Annotated in this window: 9 protein-coding genes, 1 tRNA gene and 1 pseudogene; 1 reads left to right on the top strand and 10 read right to left on the bottom strand. The window is 59.2% G+C overall.

The window, feature by feature from the left end:
* Positions 1 to 8: 8 nt before the first annotated feature.
* From HHL09_RS18130 to HHL09_RS18100, 7 genes are all read right to left on the bottom strand, one after another.
* Positions 9 to 569, bottom strand: a complete 561-nt coding sequence (locus HHL09_RS18130) for a GNAT family N-acetyltransferase (protein ID WP_169456038.1) — start codon at positions 567 to 569, stop codon at positions 9 to 11.
* On the bottom strand, positions 566 to 1,132 hold the full coding sequence (locus tag HHL09_RS18125; protein ID WP_169456037.1) for a GNAT family N-acetyltransferase: 567 nt from the start codon (positions 1,130 to 1,132) through the stop codon (positions 566 to 568). Before HHL09_RS18125 ends, HHL09_RS18130 begins: the two co-directional genes overlap by 4 nt.
* Complete coding sequence (locus HHL09_RS18120; RefSeq protein WP_169456036.1) at positions 1,129 to 1,275, bottom strand: hypothetical protein; 147 nt, start codon at positions 1,273 to 1,275, stop codon at positions 1,129 to 1,131. The genes HHL09_RS18125 and HHL09_RS18120 overlap by 4 nt, the downstream gene beginning before the upstream one ends.
* A 49-nt stretch (positions 1,276 to 1,324) precedes the next feature.
* A complete protein-coding gene (locus HHL09_RS18115) occupies positions 1,325 to 1,891 on the bottom strand; it encodes a GNAT family N-acetyltransferase (protein WP_169456035.1) in 567 nt (188 codons plus the stop codon).
* A 142-nt stretch (positions 1,892 to 2,033) separates the two neighbouring features.
* The gene (locus HHL09_RS18110; protein WP_169456034.1) at positions 2,034 to 2,600 is read right to left on the bottom strand and encodes a GNAT family N-acetyltransferase; all 567 of its coding nucleotides are present in this window, start codon (positions 2,598 to 2,600) and stop codon (positions 2,034 to 2,036) included.
* A gap of 194 nt (positions 2,601 to 2,794) precedes the next feature.
* Complete coding sequence (locus tag HHL09_RS18105) at positions 2,795 to 3,385, bottom strand: HNH endonuclease (RefSeq protein ID WP_169456033.1); 591 nt, start codon at positions 3,383 to 3,385, stop codon at positions 2,795 to 2,797.
* Positions 3,386 to 3,407: 22 nt separating this feature from the next.
* Positions 3,408 to 3,481 (bottom strand) — tRNA-His (locus HHL09_RS18100).
* A gap of 754 nt (positions 3,482 to 4,235) precedes the next feature.
* Here HHL09_RS18100 and HHL09_RS18095 point away from each other — a divergent pair.
* Entirely contained in the window at positions 4,236 to 6,062 is a 1,827-nt protein-coding gene (locus HHL09_RS18095) for a hypothetical protein (protein WP_169456032.1), read from the top strand.
* A gap of 16 nt (positions 6,063 to 6,078) precedes the next feature.
* Here the strand turns inward: HHL09_RS18095 and HHL09_RS18090 are convergent, their stop codons facing one another.
* The 3 genes and pseudogenes from HHL09_RS18090 to HHL09_RS26720 all read right to left on the bottom strand — a co-directional run.
* Entirely contained in the window at positions 6,079 to 7,191 is a 1,113-nt protein-coding gene (locus HHL09_RS18090; RefSeq protein WP_169456031.1) for a Rossmann-fold NAD(P)-binding domain-containing protein, read from the bottom strand.
* A gap of 100 nt (positions 7,192 to 7,291) precedes the next feature.
* The gene (locus HHL09_RS18085; protein ID WP_484509219.1) at positions 7,292 to 8,890 is read right to left on the bottom strand and encodes a PKD domain-containing protein; all 1,599 of its coding nucleotides are present in this window, start codon (positions 8,888 to 8,890) and stop codon (positions 7,292 to 7,294) included.
* Positions 8,891 to 8,926: 36 nt separating this feature from the next.
* Positions 8,927 to 10,939: pseudogene (locus HHL09_RS26720) on the bottom strand (M60 family metallopeptidase); the annotation flags it as partial.
* Between the last annotated feature and the right edge of the window lie 1,253 nt (positions 10,940 to 12,192).

Genomic DNA, 12,192 nt, shown 5'->3' with positions numbered 1-12,192 from the left:
GAAGAGAATCAAATGGCGACGCACATTCGCCAATCTTCGGCGGTGATGCGGTATTGGACACTATCGTAGAAAACCCCGTCCCTGCTGCTGCCACCGGGAATGACGGTATCGAAATGGAGACCTGCCTTCAGCATCACCCGGCCGGAAGCTGGATTGTGCGCAAAGTGGCGAGCCCCCAGACAGGGCAGCCCGAGGTGATTGAACGCATAGCGGACGAGCCGGTGCAGGGCCTCGGTGGCATAGCCGTTTCCCCAAAAGGGAACGGCAATCCAGTAGCCCGCCTGAAAATCGCGAGGGCTCTTCCCGAGCAGACTGATCACCCCAAGGATCTTTCCATTCTCCCGAAGCGTCACAACGAAGGTCGCAGCCGTGCCCTCTGCCCACCGATCGTCCGACATCGCAACCCAATCCAAGGCGCCACCCCGCGGATAGGGATGAGGGATGGCCGCCGTGGTTTCGGCGATGCGCCGATCACTCAAATAGCACTCCAAAGTCGCCGCATCTTCCTCTACCGGCGGACGGAGAAGAAGGCGCGGGGTCTTGAGAACAATGGGAAGGATCGGCTTCATGTGGGGACAAGGTCGGCATTTGATTTCAAGAAAGAGGATCTCCACTCCTCCGCGTGGATGTAGCGCCGGATGCCAGGCACGAGGCGCTCACCATCGCGATCAATGAGATCCACCTTCACATGCTCCCGCATGCCTGCCTTCTCCATCACGCGACCGGAAGCCGGATTGATCGCGAGATGTTCGGCCTCGATGCGATCGAGATTCTTCACCTCGAAGCCGAAGCGAAAAATCTCCCTTAGGGCCTCGGTAGCGAATCCCCTGCCCCAGATACTCGGACAAAACCAGTAACCCGTGCTCGCATGCCCGGGAATGAGCGTCGGTCGAATACCAATGGCACCAATGAAGGCCAGCCCGTGACGCGTGAAAACAGCGAAACCGCCCATGCCATGCTCCTGCCATCTCAATCCCGTGCCCTGAATCCAAGCGCGGGCATCGTCCGCACAATAGGGGTGGGGCATCAGGGTCATCTCGGCCACGCGCCAATCCGAAGCGACTGCCGTAATGGCATCTATGTCTTCTTCGGTTGGCGGTTTCAGGAGCAAGCGGGCGGTTTCAAGTTTCATGCGTGGGATTTATGCCTGCGGGCGGCAGTGCCGCTGCCGCAGACTGCGGGTTGGAGAATCAAGGAACTGAAGGGAAGCAAGGGATGGACAAAGCGGGCACGCCATGAAGCGCGCGGGAAGAGGTAGCGAAGAGAGAGAGTCATATTTGGAATGAGGTGATGGTTGAAACAGATTGGAGAAAGGTCGTTGGCATCAGCCGGTGGCGTTCTTCCACTCATCGGCAGAAATCCCGTAGTTCACGCGATCGAAGAAGATGCCTCCGCGCTTCATGCCATGGCTGACAACGCCCTCGAAAATCATGCGAGCCTTCTGCATGACCTTACCCGAGGCCGGGTTTCCGATCATGTGACCGGCGGTTACGTAACGGATGCCGCGATCGGCGAAGGCATAACGCAAGGTTTCACGCAGGGCTTCGGTGGCATAACCACAGCGCCAGAAGGGAAAACCGATCCAATAGAAAACCTCGGCGCTCCCGCGATCCGGACGAGGGATGAGCCCGATCATGCCAATGAGGCCGGGCACTTCCCTACGCTCGATGGCGAAGGTCTCGACCGCACCGCTGGAAAAATCCGCCTCGATCTGGTCAAGCCACTCGAGCGCATGCCCGATATGGTAGGGATGAGGAATCGTGGTGGTCTTCAATGCCACCCTGGGATCGCCCGCATGACGGACGATGGACGGGATGTAATCGTGATCCGGCTGCCTGAGGAGAAGACGCCGCGTCTTCAAGCTGCCGGCCCGGTTTGTTTCTGGGATCATATCGTCTGAAAAGATGGGAGCTGCAACGGAGCACCGCAGCCCACTGCGGCTCCTTTCCATTTCCTGTTCGTGCCGCCACACGATCTCTTTTGCGTCCTGCCGCAGTGGACTGTGGCACTCCGTTGCATGGCTTGGTGAGGGATTAAGCGATGGCGTTCTGCCACTCGTCGGCAAAGAGGCCGTAGTTCACGCGGTCGTGGAACTCGTCGCCGCGCTTGATTCCGCCGGCGACGATGTTCTCGAAGATCATGCGGCCCTTCTGCATGACCTTTCCCGAAGCCGGGTTTTCGATCATGTGCCAGCCGGTGACGTAGAGGAGCCCGCGATCGACGAAGGCGTGACGGAGCACTTCGCGAAGCGACTCGGTGGCATAACCGCAGCGCCAGTACGGGACGCCCAGCCAGTAGCCGACCTCCGCGCTGCAGCGGTCCTGCCGCAAGGCAAGGCTGATGACACCGATGAGCCCCGGGACGGTCTTGCGCTCGATGGCAAAGGTTTCCACCGCGCCACCGACCCGATCAATCTCGATGGCATCCAGCCACTCCAATGCGTCGCGAACCCGATAGGGATACGGAATGGCAGTGGTCTTCAGGGCCACGCGCGGATCACCTGCATAGCGAACGATCGCCTCGACGTCGTCCGGTTCCGGTTGTCGGAGTAGAAGGCGCGCAGTCTCGAGGACGGCGCTACGCTTGGTTTCAAGAATCATGGTAAAAATGGAAATGGAATGAAAAGGGATGCTGTTTAGTTCCCGCTGAATTCGAGCCAGACGAACCGGACCGCGAACGCGAAGACCAACAGGGCGAAGATGATGTTTGCTTCGTGCATGGCTTGATTCGGGTTGGGGTTGCTCCGCGGGATTTCCGACCGGGCGGGTCTCGTGAAAGACGCCACCCGATCGGGTCACTCGCGGAAATGAAGGAAGTGGTTCCAATCGTTGATGTTCCAGAGGTTGCGGATGCGTAGCGTCGAGGGGACGGAGCGCGGTTTCCGCGGCTGGCTTAGCAAGCGCAGCCCGGCTTCCGCCGGAGTGCGTGCGCCCTTGCGGGCATTGATGGTGCGATCGGCGAGCACACAGTTTTCCCAATCGTCCCGCCCGCCGCGCGAACGGGGAATGATGTGGTCGATGTTTGCTTCCGAAGGGGTCAGCTTGCGTCCGCTGTATTGGCAGCGTCCGCCATCCCTTTCCCACAACGCCCGGAAGCCGAGGCGCGGAACGTGGATCGGCACGCGATCATAACGCGAAAGCACGATGACCGTAGGGATCCGGACCGGACCCCGCGTGGTGCCGACGACCGTTGCTCCGTCTTCCACAGGCAGGCTGCGCCAGTCTTCCCAGTCAAAGGCCTGCATTGCATCGCCCTCGATCTTCAGGGCCCGGGCGCTGCCGGTAGCCAAGTGGCCAAAAGCTTCTGCCGGGGTGATGGTATCGATGGCGAGCCAGTGGCGGTTCAGCACCAGGACGGTCGTGCGTTGGAGTGCGTGCGTGGTCATCGGGAGTCAGGAAAAGGGTTGGTGGGGTGACCTACGGGAATCGAACCCGCCCTGCCGCGTCCACAACGCGGGGTGCTACCTCTACACCAAGGTCACCATTTCGATGCCCGCCATATGACAACAGTTCTCCCACGCTCCAAGATATGCCATTTCGATCAACCGCTAACTTGGCGGGATCGGGTTCAGGCTTCCGGATCGGAATGAATGGGTCCGTCTAGCGGGACGGAAGGGTCAGGGGATCTTTAGAAAGGACACAGGGTCACGGTTTCTGGAAAGCTGGGAAAGGGGTTGGCTGTTGGAATTCGGGGAAACAAAAAGCCCCGCTTCCGGTAGGAAGCAGGGCTGCGGGAAATCCTTGGATTTACGCGGCTATCAGGCCACGTTCGGCCTGAACCTGCTTCGGTTGGGCGCCGGGTTACCGGCAAAGGTCATCGCTTGATACGCTAGAGGGCACAGGCCCAATTGTTCCAATCCGACAACCCGGCGCCACGACCAAGTGACCTCTGAGACGAGGTCGGCGTGACGTTTAATCTGGGATCGGTGGAGACGCATCGGAGCGGAATGAAGTTGGGCGTAGATATGCGTATGGGTTTTACGCGTCAACGGTAAATTTCGATTTTATTATATGATAGGATCTTGGGTGACTTGCTGAGGAATGGAGTGCGGGCGTTTGGAACGGCGACTCCGCCGTCGATTTCGTCTTTCAGCGAAAAGCCAATTTCCCCTATGGATCGGTAAGATGATTCGCCTCCTGCCACTTCTGTCGGTTGCCTCGGCTATGGCTGCGCATGGGGGTGATCCCGTGTCGGCCTCCGAAAGTCTGCGCAGGGCACTCAGGACAGGCGGGCCGGTGAGATTGTTCCACCAAGCTTCTTCCGAAGGCTCGGAGGATCCCTTCGCCGACCCGACAGCCCCGGAGAAGATCCAGGTCGTCCATGGCTTCAACCTGGTCGAGCTGAAGAATCCCGAAAGCTTCCATGATATGGAACTCCTCCGCGACGTCATCTCGGACCCCGAAAGCCTTGTTCCCTTTCCACCGGAGCAGGACACGAAAGGAGGCTTGCGCGATTTCGGAAACCCGGAAGTGCTTTCATGGGATAGTGGCGGTCAATCCGTCTACGCCCTGTTCTCCTATCAACGGGGGGAGATCGCTTTTGTATCTGATACGGCCTCTCTGATCTATGGAGTCAGCAAGCCCGCTTATAAAAAGCTCACCAAAACGCTGTTCCACACCGCACTGGATTCACCTCCGATACCGGAGAAAGCAGCGACCCTCGAGGAGGCTAAACCCAGCCTGCAACTGCTGGGTGCCACCAAGAAGATCTACCTTCACGAGGGACTACCAAAGGAGGGCACCGCCGCATTCGACGACGCGGTCCGAGATGGAACGGCAAGAGAGCTAGGACGCTTCTACTTTTACCAGCCTTATCGGGATCCCGGAATCGATGAGAAGGAGAGCGCTACGCTTAAAGAGCTGCTTTTGGACGGAGATACCTTGCACCCGTGGGAGGGGGAAAAGGAATGCGAAGGATTTCATCCGGACTATGCGGTACGCTGGGGGAACGATGAAAATCCAGCGGTCTTGCAAATCTGCTTGGGTTGCGGAGAAGCCATCCTTCTACAAAGCAACAAGGAATTGCGCTATGACCTCGGCCTTAAAGCGCAAGAGGATTTCAAGAAATTGCTCCCGGTCGTGAATCGAGGTTTGAACAGGACGCTTAGAGAAATCTGGGCTGCGGTTGATATGGAGCGAGAGAAAACGGTACCGGGCTACAAGAAGCTTGTCGACAAGGCCACGCCTGTCTCCGCTTCGTCACGATGGCGCGAATCACTACGAGAGGGAGCAGCTATTAAAATCCACGAAGGGGTACCGCGGATGATGTCCTCATGGGCCTTTGACGAGGAGATGAAGCGTCACGACGTCACGACGATCGCCGGCCATGGTTTTTACGCCCCTGCCATCAACGCCAAGAAGGCCGATGCCTTGCGCGAGGTTATCGCGGATGCGAAGACCTATGAAAAGTTCGTCTCTGAGAAGGAGTGCGGTGGCTTTCATCCTGACTTCGGCGTTTCCTGGAAGTCGGGAGACGAGCTCGTCCACGCCCTTTTCTGCTACGGCTGCGGCGAGGCGATCTTCACGAACGGGAAGATCACCGTTCGTCACGATCTGGACTTCGAGGCCATCCGGCAGCTGTATCCTCTGTTCGGCGCTTACGCTTCGAAGCGCCCCGCTCCTTTTACTCCGGATGATCCCGAAGAAATTCTCAGCTTTCAGAAAGCACTCAAGAACGGCGCGGAGATCACAGTGATGGCCGGACTTCCGCGTGAAGATGATCCCAGCCATGGGGAAGAATCCAAGCGCGGTGATGTCCGCAAGATCGCCAACGAATGGTTCTACCAGCCGGGCTCTCCCGCGGCGAATCCGGATGAGCTCCGAAGAATCCTCACCGATGAATCGCTCACGAACTCGTTTGCCGGAAAGAAAGGCGGATCCTATTTCCACGGAGACTACGCAGTTTCATGGATGGAAAATGGAGAACGAGTCGACCTGATTATATGCTTGGACCCGCCCGAGCTGATTTTCTCCCGCGGCAATCAAGAGCTCTACTACGGACTCAGCATGTCCTTCGAAGACGATTTAAAGAAGGCCTTGGAACCACATCGGAAGACCAAATAGGGAAGAGCCGACGGGATCATTTCCTCTCTCCCCACGCCTTGAGCACCTCAGCTTCGCGTTCCTCGGTGAGCCCCGCGCGGAACTTGGATTTCCGTTCTGCCGGCTGGTTGTTAAACCACGCAAGCGCATCTGCCGCCGTCGTTGCGACAGGACGGAAGGTGAGACCAGCCTTTACCGCACGCTCATTGCTGGTGCGGGAGAAGCCGGCGCTATCTCCCTGCCCCGGCACCCAGCAGGGAAGATCTCCCCACGGCATCACTTTCTGCTTCTGCAGGAACTCCGTGGTGACGTGGACCAGCTTCGCCTCAGGCTTCACCCCGCTGCGGATCTCCTCCAGCATCTTGCCCATGCCGAGCTCCTTTTCCGGACCGCAGGCATTGAAGACGCCTAAAGTCCGCTGCTCCACCATGCGGATGGTCCACTCCGCGAGGTCGCGGGCATCAATGACCTGGACCGGGTCATCCGCGGGAGGCGCAAGGATTTCACCGCCTTTTGCGATACGCACCGGCCAATAGGTAAAGCGGTCGGTTTCATCACCCGGGCCCACGATGAGGCCGGGACGAATGATGGTGGTGATGCCGGGAAATTGTTTTTCCGCCTCGCGCTCACTCTCCGCTTTCAGAGGGCCGTAAAGAGCCATGTTCGCACCTAGGGTTTGGCGGGTCTCGGCCATCGCATCGGGACCTTCGTAGTTCTCGAGCGGCGTGGATTCATCCCGCCCCGGCTTCGAGCTGTCGCGATAGACGGAGACGGTAGAAATGAAGACGTAGTGCTTCACTTTTCCCGCAAGCACCTTACCGGCATCGCGCACCCACGAGGGTAGGCCTGCGGGATTATCGATACAGACGTCCCACTCTCGGCCTTCGAGGGATTTCAGGTCGCCCTTGTCGCGGTCTCCGGTGAGTTCCTCCACTTCGGCGGGCCAGTCCTGGGGCCGGCGGCCACGATTGAAGAGGGTGATCTTATGACCTCGCGACAGCGCGTAACGGACTTGGTAGGGTCCGGTGAACCCGGTGCCGCCGAGGATAAGTATCCTGAGAGGCCGGGGCTTTTCTTGAGCAAGAATGGAAGATGAGGAGGCAGCCATGCCAGCTGCGGCGGCGAGCTTGAGGGATGCACGACGGTTCATGGCGGAGGATCTACACTCCAACATTGGGCCGCGGAGGCCCGGCGCTCAATGTCGAAGTTGAGGGCTCCTCCTCTTGGGGAGATCCACATCGATCCCTGTTTCAATCTTCAGTCACTAGCACCCGCAAAAAGCGGCGCGGCTGGGCGGGATCGCTGATGGCGTAGGCATCGACCAAGACGACATCCACCACGGGACCGCCTCCGTTCTCCTGGACACTGATCCCGGCTTGCAGAGGCGCGAAGGGCGCTCCGGCCACACTCCGAGCAAGATCCGTCCATGTCCCCTCGAGGGCATCACTGGCTTGCACGGTGATTGTCACATCCGTAGCCGCCTCATCACGGGTGAAGCTAAGCTTGAGACGGTCGTTTTCTACTTCGCTCCGGAGCACATTTCCCGAGCCCTCAGCCAGCGGGTCCGTGCCGAGGGCATACTCCGCCAGATTCGCGAGACCATTGCCGTTCGGGTCCGCATCCGGCCCCGAAACAGATGGGTCTCCCGCCAGCGCGCCGAACTTCGCGGTGCGCCATGAACCGAAAGCGGAAGGCATCGTGATGAAGATATCATCGAAGGTCTTCACCTGCCCATCGTCCGCGGTGAGACGCAGGACATAGTTACCCGCCATGGAGAAGTTCACATTCGTCACGAGGGAGTTCGCATTCGTAAAATCAACAGTGCCGGGACCGCTGATCTTCGTCCAACGCGTGCTCAAAACACCCGGTGGGTTTGGCTGACCGTCATCGGTCGAACTTCCGGTCAAGGCCGCCTGGAGGACGGTGATGTTTTGATCGGGACCCGCTGCGACGACTGCTCCGACGTTTCCGCTGCGCAGGCCGCTGATACTGTCGAAAGTCGCAACATTGAGCGCGGCGCTGTTGCTTGCTTCAGAATTCGAAACCGCGAAGCCGAGCAGCACGGTGCTTGGCAGCGCCGGAGTGATCGGCCCCTTCTCTGTCCAGGTCACGCCGTCGTCCGAGATGTAGCCGCGAATGCTATCGCCGCTGCGAGCCAGGCGCATCCAGGTCGGCGGCGTGTTCGTGACGGCACTGCCGATATTGATTGTGGTGCTTCCGCCCGTGCTCGCCCGCTGCATCAAGTACGTGCTGCCCGTGCCTTCCTGGGAGACGGCGGCATGAATCGAGTTCGCCGTCAGGCTCTGGCGAGCCATCAGAGCGGTATGCGCGCCGGTAGCGCTGATCGTCTTGCTCGCCAGACGTGCCCGGAAATCGAAGTCACCAGTCACTTCCGTGTAGTAAAAGTGGAACTGGTCGCCGGAGCCGTAGATGTCGTTGCCTGCGCCCGAAACCGTAACCACGCCATCCGACAAGCTGCCGCTGCCAGCCCGCGGCGCGTTGATGTCCGCATTGATCAGCTGTACCGGCGTGACTCCGGAATGGACTGTTAGATCTTTCGTGGACTCCAAGTTTCCATCGCTCGCCGTGAGACGCAGGACGTAGTCACCGGGTGCCGAGAAAATCGCCGTGGTATCTTCCGACGAAGCGTTCTGGAAGTTTACCGCCCCGGGACCGCTGAACTTGCTCCACGTCACCGACAGGGTGGCGGGCGTGTCATCAAGGACCGTCGATTCCAAGACCAAGCCGACATTCCCAGGAATCGAGATCTCTGCTGCGAGCGGGCTATCGAGCGAAATAATAGGAGCTCCCGCCGCCGCAACCGTGACGAGGCGTGCATTTGAATCCACCGTTCCCGCCGTGTGCGCGATGCGGGCGCGCAAGGCATGGGTGCCAGCCAAGGGGTTCACCCAATCCAGCGAATACGGTGCCGTGCTGTCTTCACCGAGGAGCGTCTCGCCATCGAAGAACTGGACCTTGGTGATCGTCAGCGTGTTCTCATCCAGACTAGTAGTGATCGGGAAGGTCCCGGGCACGAAAAGGAAGGCACCTTCCTCCGGGGAGGTGATTGTGATCGCTGGCAAAGTGCCGGATGACGGGAAAGCCGTTGTCGCGTTCCGCGGGATCAGGACCGTTCCCGGGATGACCTGTTGGGCGATCCCCGGACCCTGCCATGCCACCGAGACATGGTCGCCACCGCCACCTTCCTGCTGCACCGCTTCAATGTAGTAGGCGCGTCCCGCCTGCAGGAAAATGGGCACGGACTTTTGTGAGGATGATGAGGTCCACACCTGAAAGCCGGTGTAGCCCGAAACGCTGGCGATCGCCTGCTTGCCGGGCTCCTTTTCATCGCTGCCCAGGAAAAGCGTGCTCCCGTCATCAGAAGCGATCCAGAAGGTATAAACACCGCTTGCAGGCGGAACCAACCAACCGGAAACGCGGCGGATGTAGTTCTCCGCGGCATTCTGACCGGAAGTAAAGGCACTAAAGGTATTCGTGACCGAGGGATTGCCGGCCATGGAGGCACCCGTCCAACGTTCCTCAAGCACACCGGTCGAGCGATTGCACAAAATGGTGCCAGGCTCCTCGGCATCCATGGCGATGAATTGATAGAATTCCGTTCCGGGTGAAGCATCCTCGCCCACATGAAGATTGGCTGGCGTGGAGAGTGAGTCGATCGAGGTGTTGTCCGTCCAAACCGGATAGCCTTTCGCGGCGATGGCGTCCTTCACGGACTGTGTGATCTCTTGGCCCGCGCCCACCTTGCCGAGGCCGTAGCGCTGGAAGTAGGTATCCAGATTTCGACCGGTGGCATCGCACATCAGCATGTAGAAGCGGTTCCGCTTGAAGTTCGGATCACTGCTGCTGAGAGCATTCAAGGCCGCATCCGTTGCGCTGCCCGGGCTCTGCAGGTAACGCATCAGCCGGGAGAGCATCGTCTTGTATGCCTGCCAGCCGAAGGCCTCGGAGAGATTGAAGTAGAAGTCGTAGGCGACCGGGGCGATATCGTGGGCCTTTTGCCAGGTCCGCTCCGCGTCGGCTAGCGCCAGGAACTGCTCCCGCTTTGGCAGGCGGCTGCTGGCATCATAGGTCGAGTGGGCACCATCCCACGCCGTGCGATCATGCAGCAGCGTGTAGATCATGCCCGGGAAGAGGTTCACATCCACCTCTGCGCTCAGCGCAATGACGAAAGCGCTATCGAAGATGTCCTGATAATTGTGCCCGAGCTCGTGATAGTTGCCCCAATGGCCATTAAGGCGGGCACCGTTCAACATTTCGTCGGAGCCGGTCCCCCACCCTGCCTCGATCGGATAGCTGGCGTAGGCAGCACCTGCGGCGACATATCGCGCGGTGGCGATGGCTTCCCCACGCTTCCGGTAATTCGTATAACCATATTACTCGTCCGCAATGTCCATGACCTGCTTCCAATAAGCAGTCACGGCCTCGGGGTTATTCATCGCCGCGAGCTGGGTCTTCGGCACGTAGATGGTGAGCTTGCTATTCTGGATATAGCCGTAGGGAGCAGGATTATTCTTTAGCGTTGCATTCCATTCCGGGTCCGTATTTTGGCCGAGCACGAAAGCCGGTGCCTCAATCGCACCGCTAATGGTCACATTGAAATTGCCGAGATTTTTTCCTGGCGGGACCAACAGCGTGATGAGGCCGCCAAAGACGTGGCCGGTCCCGGTGGATTCCTGGGTGAGATCGATACGACGCCAGAGCTTCGGAAAGAAGGTCCAGTTTGTGATGTTGAAGGTGCTATCCTGGCTGCCATTCGGCGAGATGTGGGCCTGGATGCCTTGGGAGGTCTTATCGCCGGGAATGGTGATGGTGACCGTGGCACCTGGCGCAGCGTAGAGGCCGGTCTCGAAACGGGTGGGTCGTCCCCCTTGGTTCATGTAGAAGTCCGTGGGCGTATTCCCGTTGATCGTCACCGTCTTCGTGACGGTGCTAGCACCAGCCGCTGGCAGCCCCGGGAAATCCGCTGCACTCGGATGGACAAAAAGCTCTGAGGGTGTGAGTTGGTCGAAGGTCTTCGACTGGTAGCTCGCGAGCATTTTCTCCACCGGCTTGCTGGTGGTATTGATGGGAGCCGCCGCCGTGGGCGCGATCATGCCGTAGTGGGCGGCGTCGCTGAGCAGGGCAAGCTTGGTGGCGAGTGCCGCGATATCGATGCGAATCTGAGTGACCTGGAAAATGGCATTGGCCGCGGCGCTCCTGTTCGCAGCCGTCATCACCGCCGTGCCCTCCTTGTCAGCGATCAGGGCATCTGCTGCGGGCAGCGCGGATTGGAAGGCCGGATAGGCCGTAGCCGCTACCGTCCAGGAGGAGTCGTCCGAGTAGTCCAAGCTGTAGCAGAGCCCGAAGGAATCGAGAATGGAGTTCGCGTTGGCGTAGTTGCTCGAGCCCAGAGCCCAAGGAGTAGAGGTCATCACGATGCCTCCGCCCGCCGCTGCGAAGTTCTTGATATTGGTCACCGCGCTCGCGGTGAAATTCGAGTGGGCACTGAGAACCAGCACTTGGACGGAGCTAAGATTTGCCGCCGTGAGATTCGTGCCCACCGTGGTGGTCGTGTAGCCCAGCCCTGAGATAAAGGAGGAGGACACTGCATTGCCCGCGATGGCAACGGTGACCCCAACCGGAGCAGCCTGCTTGCTCGCCCACAGGATGGCATTCGTGAAGAGGGTGCTGCGAGGACCTGCGGCCGTGTCAAAGAAGCCCGTGTGGGAAAAGGCGACTGCGCGGGCTGCGGCCGGGTCATAGCTATCGCCATAGCGCCCTGCGGCGGCGGGAGCCTGCATCGGAGCAGCCGTACCTAAAAGGATGGGAAATGAGGCCGCGCCAAAGGGAGCCACTGTACCGGAGGTTCCGGGCGAGGCGATCGCTTGGGACTGCGTTCCGCTGGTTATCGCACCGAAATCAGCGGGGATCTCGGCGTGGCAGACGGAGACCGCCAAAACAGTCACCAAAACCACTTTAAGAGAGGAGAACATGAGCTTCACTCAGACACCCGTAGTCAAAATCTTTCACCTTGGAAGAATAATTGCATTATTAGTCAAAAAATGCACAATAAAACATCCAATCACGCCACACCCAATCAAAGTTCGGCGCAAATACCACCCATCAACACATCCTGATATGACGATTTGTC

This window comes from Luteolibacter luteus (assembly GCF_012913485.1).
Taxonomy (GTDB): Bacteria; Verrucomicrobiota; Verrucomicrobiia; order Verrucomicrobiales; family Akkermansiaceae; genus Haloferula; species Haloferula lutea.
The sequence above is the reverse complement of the archived record's forward strand: the minus strand, read 5'-3'. Positions and strand labels throughout refer to the sequence as shown.

Excerpts from the sequence above, each read along its gene's own strand:
- HHL09_RS18120 (WP_169456036.1), bottom strand. The coding sequence starts at position 1,275 with ATGACTCTCTCTCTTCGCTACCTCTTCCCGCGCGCTTCATGGCGTGCC.
- HHL09_RS18115 (WP_169456035.1), bottom strand. The coding sequence starts at position 1,891 with ATGATCCCAGAAACAAACCGGGCCGGCAGCTTGAAGACGCGGCGTCTT.
- HHL09_RS18125 (WP_169456037.1), bottom strand. The coding sequence starts at position 1,132 with ATGAAACTTGAAACCGCCCGCTTGCTCCTGAAACCGCCAACCGAAGAA.
- HHL09_RS18130 (WP_169456038.1), bottom strand. The coding sequence starts at position 569 with ATGAAGCCGATCCTTCCCATTGTTCTCAAGACCCCGCGCCTTCTTCTC.
- HHL09_RS18110 (WP_169456034.1), bottom strand. The coding sequence starts at position 2,600 with ATGATTCTTGAAACCAAGCGTAGCGCCGTCCTCGAGACTGCGCGCCTT.
- HHL09_RS18090 (WP_169456031.1), bottom strand. The coding sequence starts at position 7,191 with ATGAACCGTCGTGCATCCCTCAAGCTCGCCGCCGCAGCTGGCATGGCT.
- HHL09_RS18105 (WP_169456033.1), bottom strand. The coding sequence starts at position 3,385 with ATGACCACGCACGCACTCCAACGCACGACCGTCCTGGTGCTGAACCGC.